Here is a 20,178-nt window from a genome sequence, read left to right as displayed (position 1 = left end):
GGACTAGCCCTTCTGACCCCGGGTCGGCGAGGACAGGGCGCGGTCGCTTTCGGCCGCGATGAAATCCAGGATCTGCATCACCTCTGCGCAATCACCATATTCCTCGCGGATGGCGGCAGCGTTTTCACGCACGGAGGCCGTTCCCTCGAAGATCGCCTTGTAGGCGCGGCGTACCCTATGGATGACGGCGCGGTCGATGCCGGCGCGCGTCATGCCGACGACATTGAGGCCGCTCAGCAGACCGGGGTTGCCGTTCAGCATACCGTAGGGAATGACATCGTAGCTTACTGCCGACAGGCCACCGACGAAGGCCTGGCGGCCGACGCGGGTGAACTGGTGAACGGCCGAACCGCCGCCGAGAATGACGCGATCCTCGATGACGACGTGGCCGGCGAGCATGACATTGTTCGACATGATCACGTGGTTGCCGACCCGGCAGTCATGCGCCACATGCGAATTGGCCAGGAACAGATTGTTGTCGCCGACGATGGTCTGGCCGCCGAAATCGGCCGTGCCGGTGTTCATTGTCACGCCTTCGCGGATCGTGCAGTTGGCGCCGACCGAAAGCGTCGTCTCTTCGCCGGCGTGATGAACGCTCTGCGGATCGCCGCCGACCACCGCCATCGGGAAGATGCGCGTGCCCTTGCCGATTACCGTCCGGCCGGTGACGACCGCATGCGCCAGGAGCTCGACATTTTCATGCAGGACGACGTGCGGCCCAACATGGCAGAAGGGACCGATCTTGACGCCCTCACCAATGGTTGCCCCGTCTTCGACGACGGCCATCGGATGAATGCGGGCGCTTTCGGCAATCGTGCTCATGCCTGATCCTTACGAACGATCATCGCGCCGATATCGGCCTCGGCGACCAGCGTGCCATCCACCTTGGCGTCGCAATGAAATTTCCAGATATTGCCGCGCTGCTTATGCTTCTTGACGTGGAATTCGACGCGATCGCCGGGCACAACCGGCTTGCGGAAGCGCGCATTCTCAATGGTCATGAAGTAGACAAGGTTGCCGGGCTGGCCTTCCTTCTTGGCACAGATCGCACCCGCGGTCTGCGCCATGCCTTCGATCAGCAGCACGCCCGGCATGATCGGCGATTCCGGAAAATGGCCGGTGAAATGCGGCTCGTTCACGGTGACGTTCTTGATGCCGATCGCCGTGTTGTCGCCATCGATCTCAATGATCTTGTCGACCATCAGAAACGGATAGCGATGCGGCAACAGCTTCATGATCTCGATGATGTCAGCCGAAGAAAGCGTCGTCGTGGCTTCCTCAGTCATTTTCCTTGCCTCCAGGGTTCCGCCCGCGCAACTTGGCCTTCGAGACTTGTTGCGCCGCCTCTCTCAGATAGTCTTTCAGCGGACGAGCCGGTACGCCGCCATATTGCCCGCCGGCGGCAAGATCGGTCATGATACCGCTTTTGGCGGCGATCTGCACGCCGTCGCCGATCGTCACATGACCCTTGATGCCGGCCTGGCCGCCGATCTGCACGCCGTTGCCGATCTTCGTGCTGCCGGCGATGCCGACCTGCGCGACAATGGCGCAATGGCGGCCCATCTGGACGTTGTGGCCGATCTGAACCTGGTTGTCGATCTTGGTGCCCTCACCGATCACCGTATCGTCCATGGCGCCGCGATCGATCGTGGTATTGGCACCGATCTCGACATTATCCTGGATGATCACCCGGCCGATCTGGACGATCTTGATCATGCCGCGCGGACCGGGCGCATACCCGAAACCGTCTTGGCCTATGCGAACGCCGTTGTGGATGATGACGCCGTTGCCGATCAGCGCACATAGAATGCTGGCGCCGGCGGCAATCGAACAATCCCGGCCGATCTTGACGCCGGGGCCAATGATGCTGTGCGCACCGATACGGGTGCCCTCGCCGATTTCGACATGCGCGCCGATAACCGCCAGCGGCTCGACGATCACGCCCTTTTCCAGCCTGGCGCTCGGATCGATCACCGCGCTCGGCGCGATCCCGTCTTCACTCGGCGAAATCGCGACCGGACGCAGAGCTGCGGGGTAGAACAGGCCGCCTGCCATGGCGAAAGCCGCATGCGGATTGGACGACAGGATGATCGGGATATGCGGAGGTACGAGGTCGGCGAGCGCCTTGTCGCAGATCACCGCTGAAGCCTGGCAGGTGAGTAACTCATCCCGGCTGCGGCGCGACAGGATGTAACAGACGTCGCCCGTCCGCGCCCGGTTGATGGGAGCGACGGAACGAACGATGACATCGGCATGGTCGGAATTGGCAAGTTCCGCCCCAAGAAACTCTGCCAGCTCAGCGAGCTTCAGACCTTCATGGGGCAGAAAAAAAACGTTTTGCTCCATCGGCAATGCTCCAGAACGGAATTGAGTCTTACAGTTCCGGACTGCCGATATCAGAATTGGTTGTTGATGCCAAACTTGAAGTTCTGCGTCTTGTCGAAGTCTTCCTTGAGGACCGGGATTGCGTAATCCAGACGCAATGAACCGAAAGGAGACTGCCAGACCACACCGACACCGACGGAAGCGCGAAGCGAGGCGTCTTCGCCCTCGATGCCGTCGCCCCTGAGGTCGACGTCGTTGCCGAACAACGTGCCTGCATCGGCGAAGACCGCGCCGCGCAGATTGAAGTCACGCGGGAAGCCAGGCATCGGGAAGGTTGCTTCGGCCGATGCGGTGAAATAGGTCGTACCACCCAGCGGATCGTCGTTGGTGCCTGCAACGCGCGGGCCGATACCCTTGTTTTCGAAACCGCGTATGTCGCCGTTGGTCAGCGTGAACTGGTCGAAGACGTTCAGATGCTCGCCGAAGCCGACGACATAACCGGCCGAGGCCGAAACCGAGCCGATGATATCGGCATCGTCAGCGAGCAGGTGATAGTAACGGGCCTTGCCGTATATCTTGTAGAACTGCGAGTCACCGCCGAGACCGGCAATTTCCTGCGTCGCCGTCGCGTAGATGCCTTCGCGCGGCAGGACGGTGTCGTCGAGCGTGTTGTAGGTCAGCGTCTGCGAGATGGACGACCGCGTCCAGGGGCTGTCCTCGACGAGGTGCTGATAAGGAGCCGACAGATCGGAAAGATCGTTGTTATCAGCATCATACTTCATCTGCTTGTAGTTATAACGGAAGGTCGTCGCCAGATCCTCGGTGATCGGCGCGGTGACGCGCAGGACGACGCTGGTTTCCTGGTAATCGTAATTGTCATTGCTCGACGTCTCGCTGTGGTTGACGTCGAAGCCCGCCGCAAGACGATAGCCGAGAAAATAGGGTTCGGTGAAGCTGACGCCGTAGGCGCGCGAACCTTCCTGACCGCCGCCGGCCGAGACGCGGATGTACTGGCCGCGACCGAGGAAGTTCTTCTCTTCGATAGACGCTTCGAGCAACAGACCATCACCGCCGGCGGCATAACCTGCACCGACGCCGAACGAACCGGTGGACTGATCCTGCACGTCAACGACCACCACTACGCGATCCGGCGAACTGCCCGGCTGGGTGGAGATATTGACGGAGGAGAAATAGCCGAGCGCTTCAAGGCGGCGCTTGGCCTTGGTGATCATCTGCTGGTTGAAGGCATCGCCTTCGCTCATGTCGAATTCGCGGCGAATGACGTAATCGCGCGTGCGGCTGTTGCCGCGGATTTCGATGCGCTCGACATAGGCGCGCTCGCCCTGGTCGACCAGATATTCGACACCGATCGTGTTGTTGTTGAGGTCGCGGTTCCCGCGCGGCGTGACGCGCGCGAAGGGATAACCGGCAGAGGCCACCTGATCGGAGATCGCTTCGATCGACTTCTGCACCTCCTTGGCGCTGTAGATATGGCCTTCCTTCGTGCGCACCAGCGGCAGCAACTGATCCGAGCCGACGCCTTCGACGGTCGACTGGACGGTTACCGGTCCGAAGTCGTAACGCTGACCTTCCTCGATGTTGAAAGTGAGCGTGTACTTGTTGGTTGCCTCGTCGAAGCTCGCATCCGAAGAGACGATGCGCATATCGGCATAGCCGCGGTTGTAATAGAACTGGCGCAGCGCTTCTTCGTCGGCGTGAAGCTTGTCTTCGTTATAGACGTCCTTGCGGGTCAGGAACGAAAGGAAATTCGAACGCTTGGTCTGGATGACGGCAGCCAGACGGCCGGCGCTGTATGCATTGTTGCCGACGAAATTGATCGAATCGATCTTGGTGCGGTCACCTTCGTTGATGACGAAGGCGAGATTGACGCGACCTTCACCGAGCGGCACCACCTGCGTCGTCACTTCGACTTCGCTGCGGCCGGTAGCGGCGTAAGCGTCCTTGATCGCCTGGATGTCTGATTGGATCTGCGTGTCGCTGTAGGGACCGGCAGCGTGGGTCTGGACGATCGCCGCGAGCTTGTCGTCCTTGATCTTGCGGTTGCCGTTGAAGACCACCTGATTGACGAGCTGGGCCTCCTGGACGTTGACGACGAGCGTGCCGCCCGAGACGGAAATCTTGACGTCGGAGAAGTAACCGGTGCCATAGAGCTGCTTGACCGAGTTATCAATGTCGGCGTTCGAAAAGCTTTTGCCGGGCGTGATCGTCAGGTTCGACCGGACGGCTTCCGCGCCGACGCGGCTGGCGCCGCGCACATCGATGCGCTGGATGACCGCGGCCTCGGCAGCCGTAGCGGAAACGAACGTCAAAGCGCCTGCGCCCGAAGCAACAACACTAGCAGACAGCGCAACCGCCGATACTGCGTTCAAAAACTTTGAACCAGCCTTCATTTCACCTATTACCTTTTTTCCCTCGTACCCGTCCCCGGGAGAACCCGATTCCGGTCACGTGTGTCGTTTTACCCGCTTTTGACATACAAGCAAGGGAGGGCGTTAATTTCTGTTTACTTCATTTCGAAGCGTGACCCATTCGCCACTACAGCCTTGAAACATCGTAAATAAATAGTAATTCCCTTGCCTCGCGCGTTTACCCTGAGCTCAGGCTTATGTCGTTCCAGGTCGTAAATACCATCAATGTCAGTATCATTGCCAAGCCGATGCGAAACGCAATTTCCTGAGCCTTGGCGCCCAGCGGTCTGCCCCTCACCGCCTCCACCGCATAGAACATCAGGTGGCCGCCATCAAGTACCGGAACCGGCATCAGGTTAAGCAATCCTATCGAAACTGAAAGTGTCGCAGCAAGCTGCAGCACCGCGCCGATGCCAAGGCTTGCCATCTGGCCGGACGCCTGCGCCACGCGGATTGGCCCACCCAATTGATCGGCCCGCATCGATCCGGCGAAGATATTGGCGATATATTTGAAGGTGCCGGTGACGATGCTTGCGCTTTCGATCACCCCTTCACGCACCGCCTCAAGCGGCGTGTAGGTCCGCAGGCGGAAATTGCCCGCTTCCTTGTTGGTGATGATGCCGATCTGGCCGAGTTCGATCTTGTTGCCGAATTGGTCTGTCCGGTCGGTCCGCTGCGGCACCATTGGCACATCGAGCTTCTGGCGGCCGCGCTCGATCGTCACAACGATTTTCTGGCTCGGGCGAATGGCGACATAGCGGCGCACATCGTCGAAGGTCTCAACCTTGCTGCCGTCGATGGCAACCAGCAGATCGCCGGGAAGAATCCCGGCGGCCGCCGCCGCTCCGTCCGGCGTGACCTCGGCCACGACGGGATCGGCGATCATGCGGCCGTAAACCGAGAAAAGAACGGCGAAAATCGCGATTGCCAGCAGGAAGTTGGCGATCGGGCCGGCGGCGACAGTCGCCGCACGTTTCCACAGCTTGGCGCCGGCAAAGGAGCGCGCCCTGTCCTCCTCCGACATGGCGGCTATCTTCTCGCTGTCGGGCTTGCTCGAGGCGTCCTCGTCGCCGAAGAAGCGAACGTAACCGCCAAGCGGGATTGCCGAAATCTTCCAGCGTGTTCCGTGGCGGTCGTTGAAGCCGAATATCTCCGGGCCGAAACCGACCGAAAAGGCGAGAATGCGAATGCCGCTCCAGCGCCCGACCAGATAATGCCCCATCTCATGCACGAAGACGAGCAGCGAGAGCACGAGGATGAAGGTGACGACATTCCCCATCAGAAAGGTATATAGGCCGCTCATCACTTCCTTAAGTTCCTTCCGTCAGCCTGCCGGGTCATCAGAGGGCGAACAGTGCCGCGCCAAGAGACGCCATTCCTGTCCCCTTTATCAGCGAAAAAAGCCCTGCAAGCAATAACGCCGAAAAACAGGCGAAAATCAGTCCGTCGACACGATCCATGACGCCGCCATGACCCGGGATGAGATGGCTTGAATCTTTGACGCCGAATTTTCGCTTGATGAAAGATTCGAATAGATCGCCCGACTGACTGCAAACCGACAGAACGAGCGCCACGCCGGCGGCAACGACTTCCGCGCCCGGAACAAGAAAATGGACAAGAACGACGCCGGCTGCGACCGCCGAAACGGCGCCACCGATAGCGCCGGACCACGTCTTTCCGGGCGAGATCGACGGGGCAAGCTTCGGCCCGCGAAGAGCCCTGCCGACGAAATAGGCCAGGATATCGGTTGCCCAGACGACGGCAAAGACGAAGAGCATGGCATAAAGGCCAGGCAGATCGCCGCCCCTGATCGCGGCGAGCGCCACGCCAGTGGCACCGGCATAAAACAGACCCGCCGGGAACCAGCGGCTGGTGCCGTGCAGGATGATCAGGGCGATGCCGACGGCCGTCACGCCGGCCAGCATGCCGGCGGCGAATTCGAAATTGCCGGCAAGCACCAGGAAAGCAATCGCCGCCTCGCCGGTCCAGCCAACGACATTGGCAACCCAGTCACGCGCGACGCCGGTGATGTTCGACCATTCATAATAGATCAGCAGACCGATCACGACCGCCAGGATGCGGAAGGCAAGGCCGCCATACCAGGTGGCGGCAAGAACCATGACCGCGAGAATCAGCCCTGAAGCGATGCGCAGTTTCAGTTCCTGCTGCATCAGGTGCCGACCGCGGCTGCCTGCGACGACAGGCCGCCGAAGCGCCGGTCGCGGGAGGCGAATTTCTCAAGCGCCGAGCGGAAAATCTCGGGGCTGAAATCCGGCCAATATTCCGGAACGAAGATGAATTCCGAATAGGCGGCCTGCCACAGCAGGAAATTGGAAAGCCGCTCCTCGCCGCTGGTCCGGATGATCAGATCCGGATCGGGGATGCCGGCCGTGTCGAGACGGGCGTCGATCAGCGCAGGCGTGATGTCCTGCGCCCTGAGGCGACCGGCCTCGACGTCCTTGGCCAAGCTCACCACAGCGCGGGAGATTTCATCGCGCGAGCCGTAATTGAAGGCGATGACCAGCGTCAGTGCCGTATTGTCCTTGGTCGTCTCCTCCGCCTCGAGCAGCAGGCCGAGGATGTCGCTGCGCAGGCTGTGGCGATCGCCGATCACCCTGATGCGGACATTCTGGCGATGAAGCTCGGCCAGGTCGCGTCGGATGAAAGCCTTGAGCAGACCCAGCAGATCGGAGACCTCAGCCTCGGGCCGGCGCCAGTTCTCCGAGGAGAAGGCAAAGAGGGTCAGATATTTTATGCCGGCCGCGCCAGCCGCGCGCACTGTCTCGCGCACTGCCTCGACGCCCTTGCGATGGCCCATCGTGCGCGGCAGGCCACGCTGCTTGGCCCAGCGGCCGTTGCCATCCATGATGATGGCAACATGCTCTGGCACAGTCAAAAATACAGATTCCGACATTTCCCGTCCGGTCTTTCCAGGCAAAGGCACAGATACACTAGACCTGCATGATTTCCTTTTCCTTCTCGCCAAGCAAGCGGTCGATTTCGGAAATCGTCTCGTCCGTCATCTTCTGGACGCGTTCCGACTGTGCACGGCTCTCGTCCTGTCCGATTACGCCATCCTTTTCGGCTTTCTTGAGGCCGTCCATGCCGTCGCGGCGGACATGGCGAATCGCGACCTTGCTCTTTTCGGCATAGTCGTGAGCCACCTTGACGAGCGATTTGCGACGCTCCTCGTTCAACTCCGGCAGCGGGATGCGCAGGCTCTGGCCGTCGACGATCGGGTTGAGACCGAGATTGGATTCGCGAATGCCGCGCTCGACGGCGCTGACCATCGACTTGTCCCAGACGGAGACAGTCAGCATGCGCGGCTCGGGCACGGTGATGTTAGCGACCTGGTTCAGCGGCACGCGCGAACCATAGGCCTCGATCGTCACCGGATCGAGGATGTTGGCCGAGGCACGGCCGGTGCGCAGCGATGCGATGTCGCTCTTGAATGCGGAAACCGCGCCATCCATGCGGCGCTTCAATTCCTTGATATCGATACCTTCACTCATGTCGATGCTCCCGTCTCAAAGCATGATGCCGAAAAAGCGTCAGCGCTTTCGGACACCATCATGCTCTAACTATTATCAATTGTCGGAGACGATGGTTTTGAGGCCACCGCCCGTCAAGATTTCGGCAAAACCGCCCTTCTCGTGGATCGAGAAGACGATGATCGGAATGGAATTCTCCCTGGCGAGCGCCACGGCGGCAACGTCCATCACCGCAAGCCCCCTGTCCAGCACTTCCTGGTGCGTCAGACGATCAAACCGCGTCGCGTCGGGATATTTCTTCGGGTCGGCGGTATAGATGCCGTCGACCTGTGTGCCCTTGAAGATGGCCTGCGCACCCATTTCGGCGGCGCGGAGTGCCGCGGCGGAATCGGTGGTGAAGAAGGGATTGCCGGTGCCGCCTGCAAAGATCACCACGCGTCCCATCGACAGATGATAGAGGGTCGCGCGCTGCGAAAAGCTCTCGCAGATCTCCGGCATGGAAATGGCCGAAAGGACCACCGTGTCGATGCTGAGCTTGCGCAGCGAGGTCGCCAGCGCCAGCGCGTTGATGATGGTGCCGAGCATGCCCATATGGTCGCCGGTCACCCGGTCGCCGCCCTTGGAAGCCACCGCGACACCGCGGAAGATATTGCCGCCACCGACGACGACGCCGACTTCCACGCCCATATGCCTTGCCTCGGCGATATCGGATGCAATGCGGTCCGCCACCGCGACATCGATCCCGAAACCCTGGGCACCCATGAGCGCTTCGCCGGAAGCCTTGAGCAGAACGCGTTTATAGACAGGCTCTAAAGACATCTTGGCTCCTCGTAAATTGCCGTGAATGCCCGATACACGAAGGGCACCGCGTTGTCACGCGATGCCCTTCTTGTTTTCAGAATTATGGCTGGAAGATCAACCTTTGGCGGCAGCCGCGACTTCGGCTGCGAAGTCGGTCTCTTCCTTCTCGACGCCTTCGCCGAGCAGAAGACGGGCCATGCCGGCAACTTCGATCGGAGCGCCGACAGCCTTTTCAGCTTCCTTGATGGCGGCTGCGACGGTCAGATCGGGATTGATGACGAAAGCCTGCGAGAGAAGGGCGACTTCTTCAAAGAACTTGCGCATGCGGCCTTCCACCATCTTTTCGATGATGTTGTCCGGCTTGCCGGAGGCGCGCGACTGCTCGATGAAGACGTTGCGCTCGCGCTCGGCGACGGCGGCATCGACTTCCTCGGGGCGGATCGCCAGCGGCGCGGTCGCGGCAATATGCATGGCGACCTGGCGGCCGATCGCGTTCAGGGCTTCCTTGTCGCCGGTCGACTTCAGCGCAACGAGAACGCCAAGCTTGCCGAGACCGTCGGAAACGGCATTGTGGATATAGGTGGCAACAACGCCGTCCTCGACGGAGAGAGCGACCGAACGGCGCAGGTTCATGTTCTCGCCGATCGTTGCGATCGCATCCTTGATCGTGTCGGAAACCGACTTGCCGGATGCCGGGTAGGTCGCGGCCGCAACGGCATCGACGCTGCCGTTGGTGGAGACGGCAACCTTGGCGATGCCGCGGACGAGATCCTGGAAGGCGTCGTTACGGGCGACGAAGTCGGTTTCGGAGTTGACTTCGACGACGACGGCCTTGGTGCCTTCGCTCGAAACGCCGATGAGGCCTTCGGCAGCGGTACGGCCGGACTTCTTGTCGGCCTTGGCGATGCCCTTGGCGCGCAGCCAGTCGATCGCCGCTTCCATGTCGCCATTGGTTTCGGCGAGCGCCTTCTTGCAGTCCATCATGCCTGCGCCGGTCTTTTCGCGCAGTTCCTTCACCATTGCAGCCGTAATCTCGCTCATTATCTTCCTCTTGTCGGTTCAAACGGTGGACCGCAAAGCGCGGCGCGGCACCGGATTGAGGCACGAAATGTACCTGTATGTATGACAGCGTGATGAAGACGCGTCACAACGAAAACTTGTCTGGCGAAGCGCTGATGCCTCCGCCTGAAACAGGTAAGGCCGCCGAACTTCGATGAGTCGCGAGCGGCCTTCCCAGTCTATGCAAGCTTTGGCGGAGTTTTCGATCCGCCCGCTTTCATCAGCCTTCGGCTGCTTCTTCGAGAGCCGGCTCGACCGGAACTTCGGAGGATGCGCCGAGATCGCGGCCGGAAGAGCTCTGCTGACGCGCGATGCCGTCGATGGCAGCGCGGGAGATCAGCTCGCAGTAAAGAGCGATTGCGCGCGATGCGTCGTCGTTGCCCGGAATCGGATAGTCGATCATGTCGGGATCGCAGTTCGAGTCTATGATGGCGACAACCGGGATGCCGAGGCGCTTGGCTTCGTCGATCGCGATCTTTTCCTTGTTGGTGTCGATGATGAACATCAGGTCGGGGGTGCCGCCCATATCGCGGATACCGCCGAGAGCCTTGTCGAGCTTTTCACGCTCGCGCTCGAGGTTCAGACGTTCCTTCTTGGTGAAGCCCTGTGCTTCGCCGCCGAGAATCTCATCGAGTTTGCGCAGGCGCTGGATCGAGTTGGAGATCGTCTTCCAGTTCGTCATCATGCCGCCGAGCCAGCGCGAGTTGACGTAGTACTGGGCCGAGCGCTTGGCGCTGTCGGCGATGATCTCGGAGGCCTGGCGCTTGGTGCCGACGAAGAGAACGCGGCCGCCGCGAGCAACGGTGTCGCTGACGACCTGAAGGGCGCGCGACAGCATCGGAACGGTCTGGGCCAGGTCGATGATGTGAATGTTATTACGATCGCCGAAGATGTACGGCTTCATCTTCGGGTTCCAGCGATGCGTCTGGTGGCCGAAGTGAACGCCTGCTTCAAGAAGCTGACGCATAGAAAAATCAGGCAATGCCATGCCTTGTTACTCCTTTTCCGGTTGAACCCCCGCAAGGCGAACAGCATCCTCTTCGAGGACGCCACCGGCGGAACAGCCCGGATTTCTCCCGGACAATCCCATGCCTTGCGTGTGGAATGCCGGTGCCCATACATTCCGTTCTGCATAAAAGCAAGGAAAAGATTCCATTGGGCATAAAAACAAGGATTCCGCCGCGCATCCCGACGCTGCCTGCCCTGCAAGTGCCGCCGCTCAGCCGGCCAGCGTCGACAGCAGCGACAGCATGACGCCTGCGTCCGGCATCGGCAGAATGGCATCGACCTCGGCCGGCAGCAGGCTGGCGATGGCGCTGTGGGCATTACCGGTCGCGGTGCCCAAGGGACCACGGAAGCCGTGTTTGGTCCAGGCAAGTTCCTGTAGCCGCGGGCTGGTCAGGGCCTCGATCAGCCGGTTGGCATTCTCGTCGACGACGATCAGCGGATGCGCGGAATAGACGGTCGGGCGCGGATAGAGCACCACCGGCTTTGCGCCCGTGCTCGCCTTGATGCGATCCCAGCGCGTGGGATCGGCGAGGATCCATTCGACCAGCTGATTCTCATAACCGACGATCATCGGCTCGCCGCCGAGGCCCCCGGCCAGATATTTTGCAATGAAAGGCCCCGTCGCGACGTACTGGCCGCTGGGATTGCACCGTTCCGAAGCGCAGGACGACAAAGGCGACTCAATCATCGGTGGTCGGCCATACAGTTTTATGACAGTGAAAAAGCCGCAGCTTACTGACAAGTCTCGGCCTTGCGCTCGAGCAGTTCCAGCTTGGCAAGCTTGCCGGTCAGGACGAAATCGCCGTAATCCATCGTCAGGTCGCGGGTGATGCCGTTCTCATAGAGCTTGAAGGACATGCGATAGACCGGCAGCGCGTCCGATTTCGCATTCTCGTTGAAATAGGCGATCGTCACCGGCCAGAACGCGGTCTTCGAGAACGCGCCGGCATTGCCGGCATCGGCTTCTTCGGCAACCGGCGTCTGCTGCTTGCCGACGATCGTCGTCGTCACCAGCGCCTTGTCGCCGTCATCGGAACCGTCGAAAACGCGCGCCTCGAAGAAGCGCTTGCCGTTCTTGGCGTTCTGGATCACGTCCAGCATGTGTTCCGTGGGAAAGCGGCTTTCGGCCAGCTGCAGTTCGCGGCTGGCCGGCTGCTTGAGATCGACCCTGACACCATCAGGCTGGTCCTGAGCGGCACCGTTGACCTCCTTGTCGAGCTGGTCGTCGGTGAAGGATTTTGTGTCGAAGGTGAACTTGCCGTCCTTCAAATTCTCGAAGGTCTTCGTCTGCTGGTCGCTGACGCGCACGCTGTCGCCGGTGTCGATTTGCGTCACGAAGCGGAAATTGGTGGTAAAGCCCTGGCAATAGCTGCCGTCGAACTCATAGACCATACGGCCATACATGCCGGCGATGCCGGAGCGGTCCGAAGCGTCCTTCAATTCGAGATCGTAGACGGCGCGATGGGCGATGAGGCCGGTCGCGGCCGCAGCGCTTGCCGCAGGCGCCCCCGCCCATGCATTGGCGGATACGCCGGCAAGAAGCAGAGCGGCAAGACTCGATCGGAACATTCATTCACTCCTGTTGGACTCGGCCGCGATGTTATATGAACTCTTTCGGCCAAATCGAGGCTCGAAGCTGTCATATTAAAGATTCTAGTCTTGATGCATAATTTTTGAAACATTGACAACAAAAGCGGAGACGAAAATGTCCGATGAAATTGCAGCGCGCCTGACTGAGATGGGGATAACCCTTCCCGAAGCCGCAGCCCCAGCCGCAAATTACGTTCCCTACGTTATCAGCGGCAATCTTCTCTACATCTCCGGCCAGCTGCCCCTCGAAGGCGGCAAGATCGCCGTCGCCGGTCATCTCGGCAAGACGGTTGACGTTGCAAGCGGCCAGCGCGGCGCTGAGCTCTGCGCCATCAACATCCTCGCCCAGGCGAAGGCTGCACTTGGCGGCAATCTCGGCCGCATCCGGCGCGTCATCAAGCTGAACGGCTTCGTCGCCTCGGCGCCCGACTTTGTCGAGCAGCATCTCGTCATCAACGGCGCGTCGAACCTCATTGCCGGCGTGCTCGGCGAGGCCGGCAAACATGCCCGCGCCGCCGTCGGCATGGCCGCCCTGCCGCTGAACGCCGCCGTCGAGATCGATGCTATCATGGAAATCGCAGAATGACGAATGCGGCCTGGATCAAGGACGTGCCGGTCGCCCATCGCGGCTTTCACGATCTCAATAACCTCGTCTGGGAAAACACGCTTTCGGCCTTTTCGCGCGCCGTCGAAGCGGGCTTTGCGATCGAATGCGATCTGCATTATGCCTCCGACGGCGTTCCGATCATCTTTCACGACGAGGACCTGCAGCGCCTGTGCAGTCTCACCGGCGACGTCAGGGAGCGCACCTCCAGGGAACTCGGACTGATCGCCGTCGGCGGCACGAGCGACAAGGTGCCGACGCTCAGCCAGCTTCTCGATCTCGTCCGGGGCAAGGTTCCGCTGGTCCTGGAACTGAAGGGCCGCGAAGCTGATGACGAGGGGTTTGCCGAGGCCGTTCTCGAGGTGCTTGAGGGTTATGAGGGCAAGGTGGCGCTGATGAGCTTCGACCACTGGCTGCTGCGCGATCTCAAGGCGCTTGGCGCCCCTTACCCGCTTGGGCTGACCGCCAACGGCAACACACCGGAGGAGTTTAGAACGCACGCCGAAGCGATGGAGATCGGTCTCGATTTCATCTCCTATTATTATGATGATCTGCCGAACGCCTTCATTACCGGCGAACACGAAAAGGGCATTCCCGTCATCACCTGGACGGTGCGCGACGAAGAGGCGCGCCGTCGGACCTTCGCCCACGCAGATCAGATGACCTTCGAAGGCTTCGATCCGCGTGTGGTGGTTTGACGCTCGCTTTTTGGCCAAGATCATGCGCAGATTGAGGGAGAGCCGAACCATTCCTCCACAGGCTTCGCATTTGCCCCATGACCGATGACCTCACCATTCGCGTAGAACGCTCCTTCACAGCGATTTCCCCGGAGAGCTGGTCCAGGCTTTCCGGGGCGTCGAAGAGCGGCACCACGATCGCTTACAATCCCTTCGTCTCGCACGCCTTTTTGTCGTCGCTGGAAGAATCCGGTTCGGCCACCGCCGAGACCGGCTGGCTCGGCCATCACTTGCTTCTCGAGACCGATCACGGCGAGCTGATCGGCGCCCTGCCCGGCTACCTCAAGAACCACAGCCAGGGCGAATATGTCTTCGACCATGGCTGGGCCGACGCCTTCGAGCGGGCCGGCGGGCGCTACTATCCCAAACTTCAATGCTCAATTCCATTCACTCCGGCGACGGGTCCGCGACTTCTCGTCGCCGAGGGGCTGCAGCGGCTGCCGATCCAGAGCGCGATCGCCGAAAGCCTGAAGGAGGTCGTGCGCCGGCTCGGCGTCTCCTCGGCCCACGTCACCTTCGTGCCCGACGAGGAGATCGGCGTCTTCGAGATGGACGGCTATCTGCACCGCACCGACCAGCAGTTCCATTTCATCAATGACAGCTATGCCAATCACGAGGAATTCCTCGAAACGCTCGCTTCGCGCAAACGCAAGGCTTTGCGCAAGGAGCGCCGGGCTGCACTGGAAAACGGCCTCAGCATCGACTGGCTGACCGGCCGCGACCTGACGGAACGCATCTGGGACCAGTTCTTCAAATTCTACATGGATACCGGTGGGCGCAAATGGGGCCGGCCCTACCTCACCCGCAAATTCTACTCGCTGATCGGCGAGCGCATGGCCGACGACATCCTGCTCGTCATGGCCAAGCGCGACGGGCGTTATGTCGCCGGCGCCATCAACTTCATCGGCGGCGATACGCTCTACGGCCGTCACTGGGGCTGCACCGAGGATCATCCCTTCCTGCATTTCGAGGTCTGCTATCACCAGGCCATCGATTTTGCCCTTTCCAAAGGGTTGAAGCGGGTCGAGGCCGGCGCCCAGGGCGAACACAAGCTTGCCCGCGGCTACCTGCCTGTGACGACGCACTCGGCCCATTATGTCGCCCATGCCGGCCTTCGCCGGGCGATCGGCGATTATCTCGCCCGCGAGCGCGCCGATGTCGAACAGATGAACGAGCTGCTGGCCGAGCACAGCCCCTTCCGCAAGGGCGAGCGCCAGCAGGAGGATTGACGCCGCCCTGCCGGCCGCGCTACCCGATCAAATGGAAAGTGAGGAGATTTCGCGATGACCAGCGCCTATGACGACAACAATATCTTCGCCAAGATCCTGCGCGGCGAAATCCCCTCGCACCGGATCTACGAGGATCAGCATACGGTCGCCTTCATGGACGTGATGCCGCAGGCGCCGGGCCATGTGCTCGTCGTTCCGAAGGCGCCTTCCCGCAATATCCTCGATGCCGATCCCGCCACCCTCGCCCATGCCATCACCGTCGTTCAGAAGGTCGCCAAGGCGCTCGAAAAAGTCTTCGATGCCGATGGTGTGTTTATCGCCCAGTTCAACGAACCGGCCGCCGGGCAGACGGTGTTCCATCTGCATTTCCACGTCATTCCCCGTCATGAAGGCGTCGCGCTGAAGCCGCATTCCGGCAAGATGGAGGACGGGGCGGTGCTGGCCACCAATGCCGAAAAGATCAGGGCAGCCTTGGATAGGTAGCACGCGACGTGCTTCACGGCAGCGCAACGCGCTGGAGCGTGGCCGCGGACCGTTTAACGGCATCGATCACCCTCAGGGTTTCCCATCCCTCTCGCCCACTGACCAGGGGTTCTTCGTGACCTCGTATGACGTTGCAGAACTGCCGTATCTGAAGGACGAGCGGGTCCTGGTTCTCGACGTCGATGCGCTTCCGGGCGAAGGGCTCCAGCCAGCTCCGCTCCGCCGGGTTGCGCCATATGTCCAGTGAGGGAACGGCGAGTGATCCGCGGGTTCCGCCAATCATGTAGCAGGCTTCTTCCGTCTTCGGATAGGCCGCGTTCTCTCCAGTCGTCATCTCCCAGCTCCATGGCGCCACAACAGAATCCGAAACCGACGCGCTGCCCAGAATTCCGTTCTTGAATTCGATGAGGATCACAGCTGTCTCCTCGACGGCATATCCGCGCATTGCGTTGGACTCGCGCGCCTGGACAGCCGCGATATCCCCCAACAGGTAGCGAAGATTGTCGATGTCGTGGATGAGGTTTAGGAAGACCGGCCCTGCGCCCCGCTCGCGCCGCCAGGGCGTGTCGAAATAATTGTCCGGCTTGAACAGCCAGAACATTGCATTGACGACCAGTATCCGACCGAGCTCTCCGCTTTCAATGATCTGCTTGGCTTTCTGCATCATCGGCGCGTGTCGGCGATGATGCCCCGTCAGAAGCGGGATACCCTTGGCTTCGGCCATCTTGATCAGTTTCTCGCCGGCCGTGACATCGTCGACGATCGGCTTCTCAATCAAAGCCGGGATTCCAGCTGCCACTGCGTCCATGCCGTTCCGGACATGCATCTGGTTGGGAGTCGCGATAATGACGCCATCCGGACGCTGCGCGCTGATCATGTCGCCAAAGCTTGGGAACCATCTGACGCCGGCGTTGCGTGCGATCTCCTGCCCAAGCGACGTGGGATCCACCACGGCGACTAGCTCGGCCGCGGGTTCTTCCAGGACATGCCGAATATGACGCTTTCCAATCAGCCCCGCGCCGAGGACCGCTAGTTTGACCCGGTCGACCATTTTGCGTCAATCGTTTTTCGGGGTCTTCAGCATTGTCGCGACGCGGCGGATACCGAGCTGGTAGCCTTCCGTTCCAAGCCCGGCGATTACGCCGTCTGCCCGATGAGAGACAAAGGAGTGATGGCGGAAGCTTTCGCGCTTATGCACGTTGGAGATATGGATCTCGATGACGGGACCTTCGAACGTATTCAGAGCGTCGAGGATGGCAAGCGACGTGTGCGTGAATGCAGCTGGATTGATCACGATGCCGGCTCCATTCTCACGCGCTTCATGGATCCAGTCGATGATTTCATATTCGCGGTTGCTCTGGTGGAAGCGGAGCTCGTGTCCGAGTTCGGATGCCAGCTTCCGGCAGGAGGTCTCTACGTCGGCCAGTGTCTCGTGGCCGTAGATGTGAGGCTGGCGCTTGCCCAGGAGGTTGAGGTTTGGACCGTTAAGAACATAGATCAGGCTCATTGCATTTACCCTTGTGAAAGCACCGGCGAGTTCAGGCGAGTGCTATTTCCTGGAATGCGAAATTCGGATCGGACTCGTAGAGATCGGCGCGAAGCCCAAGCCGACCTTCCTGCAGTGCGGGTGCTGCGACATTCTGCGCGGCGTCGAGAACCGCTCTCAGCAGTTCTCTTTTGATCTCCTTCGTCCGTCCGGGAGCCAGGCGCACAATTATTTGAATGAAGTGATTGTCGGCATGTTCGTCACCGACGCAGGAGAAAGTCGCTTCTCTGGCGAATGTGCGAACTATAGTAGGCTTTACCAGGCCCGCGTCGCGGACTCGGCGATGCACTGCTCTGGTGAGCTCGTCGATAAGGACGCGCTCGGCAGCGCCCCGGCTATAGTCAATGATGATGTGCGGCATCGCATGTCCTCCGGCTCATGGCAACTCTTCGAAATGATGCAACATTCGTTCCGCGTCCGGCTGCACGCTCGTGAACAATTCGAACGCCGCGGCGGCCTGGAATACCGTCATTCCACCACCGGGCAGTGTTCTGCAGCCCTTCTTTTCGGCCAAAGCCAGAAGTTCGGTCACGAGTGGCATGTAGACAATATCAGCGACCCAGTGACGTGACTGAAGCGCTTCCGGGTCGATTGGAATGCCAGGATGGCTTCGCATACCCGTCGGCGTGGCGTGGATCAGCCCGTCGGCTGAAGCGAGCGTGGCGCTGACATCGCTGATCGGCTGCGCGCACCTTTTGGAGAAGCGCTGATTGAGCTGATCGGCAAGCATTGCGGCGCGATTTGCGTCCTGGTCGAAGATCGAAAGCACCTCGATTCCGAGCTTGATGGCTGCGTGTGCGACTGCGACCCCGGCGCCGCCTGCGCCGAGCAGAACCGCATGTGTTTTGGCAACCTCGGGTAATCCGCGCTCGAAGTTCTTATAAAAGCCGTACCAGTCGGTGTTGTGCCCAATCCGCTTTCCATTGCGAAGCACGACCGTGTTGACTGCACCGAGCATCCGGGCATCTTCCGACAGGTCGGTAAGGTGAGCGATGACGGTCTGCTTGCACGGGTGAGTGATGTTGCTTCCCGCAAAGCCCCGGCGTTCGATCTCGTCGAGAAGGTCTGGCAGCGCAGATGCAGGCAGACCACGCTCGGTCAGATCGAGAAGCTCGTACCGATATTCCAGTCCAAGATGATATGCCTCGGTCTCGTGGAGAGCCGGCGACTTCGACATCTGAATGTCCGCTCCGACCAGCCCGACATGAAATTTCCTGTTGTCCATTTTGATAGCTCTACCGGATCAGTGATGGGCAAGTATTTCGCCGAGAAACGCCTTGGTGCGCTCGTGCTGCGGAGACTTGAAGAAAATCTCGGGTTTAGCCTCTTCGATAATCTCACCGGAGGCCATGAAGATGACCCTGTCTGCCACCTGGCGGGCGAAGCCCATTTCATGGGTCACACAGATCATGGTCATGCCGTCGCGTGCGAGCCCGATCATTGTATCCAGCACTTCCTTGACCATCTCCGGGTCTAGCGCGCTCGTGGGCTCATCGAACAGCATCACTTTCGGCTCCATGCAGAGCGCACGCGCGATTGCGACGCGCTGTTGCTGGCCGCCGGAAAGCTGGGCGGGATATTTCTCCGCCTGATCAAGAATCCTGACACGCTCCAGATATTTTCGTGCCAGTCGTTCGGCGTCGGCGCGGCCGGTGCCGCGAACGCGCATGGGGGCTAGCGTGCAGTTCTGAAGCACGGTCATGTGAGGGAACAAATTGAAACTCTGGAACACCATCCCCACTTCGCGTCGGATCGTGTCCACAGCCTTGGTGCTGCCATCCAGCAGCTGTCCCTCGACGACGATCTTCCCATCCTGGATCGTCTCAAGCGCATTGATGCAGCGGATCAAAGTCGATTTGCCAGAACCTGACGGGCCGCAAAGGACAATCTTCTCGCCCTTGCGAACCGACAGGCTGATGTTCTTCAGAGCGTGGAAGGAGCCGTACCATTTCTGCAGCTTCTCAAGTGAAATCAATGTCGACTGATCGTTTGAAGAATTGAGCACGGCGCCCTCCCTGTATCTTTACTTGACGGTGAACGGGATGTTGGGGATGGATTCGGGGAAAGTCGGGAGGTCGATGCCCATCCACTTCTTGGTGATGGTCGCCAGTTCCCCGCTTGCCTTAATCTTGTCGATGAAGCTGTTGGCGGCTTCGTTCCAGTCCTTCTCGCCAAGGCGCGTTCCGACGCCGTTGTAGGTCTTCAGGAAGTCAATCTTACTCTCGTAGGTCCCGGCGCTGGCCGCATCGAGCCTCTGTCCGTAGAACTGGTTGCCGCCGACAGCCCTCACCTGACCCGAAATGAGAGCCTGGATAGTGGCGGCGTCATCGTCGAAGCGGCGGATCGTTGCAGTCGATCCCACGGCGTCCGTCACAGCCTTATCCTGCGAGCTCGACTTGGGCACACCGATCTCCCAGCCGGCCACATCGGCCGGCGCCTTTACGGCATCGGCCTTCGCGGCATAGAGAGAGATTGTGTTCGCCGCATACGGCTTGCTGTACTGGATCGATTTCGCGCGCTCCTCAGTCATGGCCATTGTGGCGAACAGGATATCCACCTTCCCCGTCGTCAGCGCCGGAATTCGGTTCGCGACGGCGAGCGGCTGGAACTCGACCTTCACGCCGAGTTCCTTGGCGAACAGCGTCGCGATGTCGGCGTCGAAGCCGTCCTGCTTGCCGCTCGTATTCACAAAGCCCCATGGTGCGTTGTCGCCCTGGATGCCGACGACGAGAGTGCCCTTGGCTTTGATCTCTTCGACAGTGGCGGCCGATGCGGCGGCGGCGCCGATGGTCGCGAAAGCGGCCGTCGCAAAAGCTATTCCGAGAAATTTCCTACGGTTGATCTGCATTGCTTACTCCTCCTCTTTGGTTTGCTTC

At 60.3% G+C, this 20,178-nt stretch carries 22 protein-coding genes and 1 pseudogene; 4 read left to right on the top strand and 19 right to left on the bottom strand.

Features of this window, described 5'->3' with window-relative positions; genetic code table 11:
- Positions 1 to 3: 3 nt before the first annotated feature.
- From lpxA to J2J99_RS10005, 13 genes and pseudogenes are all read right to left on the bottom strand, one after another.
- Positions 4 to 822: an acyl-ACP--UDP-N-acetylglucosamine O-acyltransferase gene (gene lpxA / locus J2J99_RS10065; protein WP_168294783.1), complete on the bottom strand. Its 819-nt coding sequence runs from the start codon at positions 820 to 822 to the stop codon at positions 4 to 6.
- The gene (gene fabZ / locus J2J99_RS10060) at positions 819 to 1,286 is read right to left on the bottom strand and encodes a 3-hydroxyacyl-ACP dehydratase FabZ (protein ID WP_168294784.1); all 468 of its coding nucleotides are present in this window, start codon (positions 1,284 to 1,286) and stop codon (positions 819 to 821) included. Before fabZ ends, lpxA begins: the two co-directional genes overlap by 4 nt.
- Positions 1,279 to 2,346, bottom strand: a complete 1,068-nt coding sequence (gene lpxD, locus J2J99_RS10055; protein WP_168294785.1) for a UDP-3-O-(3-hydroxymyristoyl)glucosamine N-acyltransferase — start codon at positions 2,344 to 2,346, stop codon at positions 1,279 to 1,281. Before lpxD ends, fabZ begins: the two co-directional genes overlap by 8 nt.
- A 50-nt stretch (positions 2,347 to 2,396) precedes the next feature.
- Positions 2,397 to 4,736, bottom strand: a complete 2,340-nt coding sequence (gene bamA, locus J2J99_RS10050; protein ID WP_168294786.1) for an outer membrane protein assembly factor BamA — start codon at positions 4,734 to 4,736, stop codon at positions 2,397 to 2,399.
- 196 nt (positions 4,737 to 4,932) lie between these two features.
- On the bottom strand, positions 4,933 to 6,057 hold the full coding sequence (rseP, locus tag J2J99_RS10045) for an RIP metalloprotease RseP (protein ID WP_168294787.1): 1,125 nt from the start codon (positions 6,055 to 6,057) through the stop codon (positions 4,933 to 4,935).
- A gap of 37 nt (positions 6,058 to 6,094) precedes the next feature.
- Positions 6,095 to 6,925 (bottom strand): phosphatidate cytidylyltransferase, encoded by an 831-nt coding sequence (locus tag J2J99_RS10040; RefSeq protein WP_168294788.1) that lies wholly within the window; start codon positions 6,923 to 6,925, stop codon positions 6,095 to 6,097.
- A complete protein-coding gene (locus J2J99_RS10035) occupies positions 6,925 to 7,668 on the bottom strand; it encodes an isoprenyl transferase (RefSeq protein ID WP_097667402.1) in 744 nt (247 codons plus the stop codon). The genes J2J99_RS10040 and J2J99_RS10035 overlap by 1 nt, the downstream gene beginning before the upstream one ends.
- A gap of 37 nt (positions 7,669 to 7,705) precedes the next feature.
- The gene (frr, locus tag J2J99_RS10030) at positions 7,706 to 8,266 is read right to left on the bottom strand and encodes a ribosome recycling factor (protein ID WP_004678618.1); all 561 of its coding nucleotides are present in this window, start codon (positions 8,264 to 8,266) and stop codon (positions 7,706 to 7,708) included.
- A gap of 75 nt (positions 8,267 to 8,341) precedes the next feature.
- Positions 8,342 to 9,064, bottom strand: coding sequence for a UMP kinase (gene pyrH, locus J2J99_RS10025; protein WP_168294789.1), 723 nt, complete (start codon positions 9,062 to 9,064; stop codon positions 8,342 to 8,344).
- 96 nt (positions 9,065 to 9,160) lie between these two features.
- Positions 9,161 to 10,087 (bottom strand): translation elongation factor Ts, encoded by a 927-nt coding sequence (gene tsf, locus J2J99_RS10020; RefSeq protein WP_168294790.1) that lies wholly within the window; start codon positions 10,085 to 10,087, stop codon positions 9,161 to 9,163.
- A gap of 238 nt (positions 10,088 to 10,325) precedes the next feature.
- Positions 10,326 to 11,093 carry a 30S ribosomal protein S2 gene (gene rpsB, locus J2J99_RS10015; protein WP_168294791.1) on the bottom strand — a complete coding sequence of 256 codons (768 nt, stop codon included), beginning with the start codon at positions 11,091 to 11,093 and terminating at the stop codon, positions 10,326 to 10,328.
- Positions 11,094 to 11,324: 231 nt separating this feature from the next.
- A pseudogene (locus tag J2J99_RS10010) lies at positions 11,325 to 11,717 on the bottom strand (hypothetical protein); the annotation flags it as partial.
- 128 nt (positions 11,718 to 11,845) lie between these two features.
- On the bottom strand, positions 11,846 to 12,682 hold the full coding sequence (locus tag J2J99_RS10005) for a cell envelope integrity EipB family protein (RefSeq protein ID WP_168294792.1): 837 nt from the start codon (positions 12,680 to 12,682) through the stop codon (positions 11,846 to 11,848).
- A 136-nt stretch (positions 12,683 to 12,818) separates the two neighbouring features.
- Between J2J99_RS10005 and J2J99_RS10000 the strand changes: the two genes are divergently transcribed.
- From J2J99_RS10000 to J2J99_RS09985, 4 genes are all read left to right on the top strand, one after another.
- Positions 12,819 to 13,289 (top strand): RidA family protein, encoded by a 471-nt coding sequence (locus J2J99_RS10000; RefSeq protein ID WP_168294793.1) that lies wholly within the window; start codon positions 12,819 to 12,821, stop codon positions 13,287 to 13,289.
- Positions 13,286 to 14,005, top strand: coding sequence for a glycerophosphodiester phosphodiesterase (locus J2J99_RS09995; protein ID WP_168294794.1), 720 nt, complete (start codon positions 13,286 to 13,288; stop codon positions 14,003 to 14,005). The genes J2J99_RS10000 and J2J99_RS09995 overlap by 4 nt, the downstream gene beginning before the upstream one ends.
- Before the next feature lie 77 nt (positions 14,006 to 14,082).
- The gene (locus J2J99_RS09990) at positions 14,083 to 15,273 is read left to right on the top strand and encodes a GNAT family N-acetyltransferase (RefSeq protein WP_168294795.1); all 1,191 of its coding nucleotides are present in this window, start codon (positions 14,083 to 14,085) and stop codon (positions 15,271 to 15,273) included.
- Between the two features lie 54 nt (positions 15,274 to 15,327).
- Entirely contained in the window at positions 15,328 to 15,756 is a 429-nt protein-coding gene (locus tag J2J99_RS09985; protein WP_168294796.1) for an HIT family protein, read from the top strand.
- A 13-nt stretch (positions 15,757 to 15,769) separates the two neighbouring features.
- Here the strand turns inward: J2J99_RS09985 and J2J99_RS09980 are convergent, their stop codons facing one another.
- From J2J99_RS09980 to J2J99_RS09955, 6 genes are read right to left on the bottom strand one after another with little or no spacing between them, the layout of a single operon-like run.
- A complete protein-coding gene (locus J2J99_RS09980) occupies positions 15,770 to 16,807 on the bottom strand; it encodes a Gfo/Idh/MocA family protein (RefSeq protein ID WP_168294797.1) in 1,038 nt (345 codons plus the stop codon).
- A gap of 6 nt (positions 16,808 to 16,813) precedes the next feature.
- Positions 16,814 to 17,263, bottom strand: coding sequence for a type II 3-dehydroquinate dehydratase (aroQ, locus tag J2J99_RS09975; protein WP_168294798.1), 450 nt, complete (start codon positions 17,261 to 17,263; stop codon positions 16,814 to 16,816).
- A gap of 31 nt (positions 17,264 to 17,294) precedes the next feature.
- On the bottom strand, positions 17,295 to 17,663 hold the full coding sequence (locus J2J99_RS09970; protein ID WP_168294799.1) for a 5-carboxymethyl-2-hydroxymuconate Delta-isomerase: 369 nt from the start codon (positions 17,661 to 17,663) through the stop codon (positions 17,295 to 17,297).
- 15 nt (positions 17,664 to 17,678) lie between these two features.
- A complete protein-coding gene (locus J2J99_RS09965; RefSeq protein ID WP_168294800.1) occupies positions 17,679 to 18,527 on the bottom strand; it encodes a shikimate dehydrogenase in 849 nt (282 codons plus the stop codon).
- Positions 18,528 to 18,545: 18 nt separating this feature from the next.
- Positions 18,546 to 19,307 carry an amino acid ABC transporter ATP-binding protein gene (locus tag J2J99_RS09960; RefSeq protein ID WP_281438370.1) on the bottom strand — a complete coding sequence of 254 codons (762 nt, stop codon included), beginning with the start codon at positions 19,305 to 19,307 and terminating at the stop codon, positions 18,546 to 18,548.
- Between the two features lie 18 nt (positions 19,308 to 19,325).
- On the bottom strand, positions 19,326 to 20,150 hold the full coding sequence (locus J2J99_RS09955; RefSeq protein ID WP_168294801.1) for a transporter substrate-binding domain-containing protein: 825 nt from the start codon (positions 20,148 to 20,150) through the stop codon (positions 19,326 to 19,328).
- Positions 20,151 to 20,178: the final 28 nt, after the last annotated feature.

Source organism: Rhizobium binae (assembly GCF_017357225.1).
GTDB classification, from domain to species: Bacteria; Pseudomonadota; Alphaproteobacteria; order Rhizobiales; family Rhizobiaceae; genus Rhizobium; species Rhizobium binae.
This window is presented reverse-complemented; position numbering and strand designations above follow the sequence as displayed.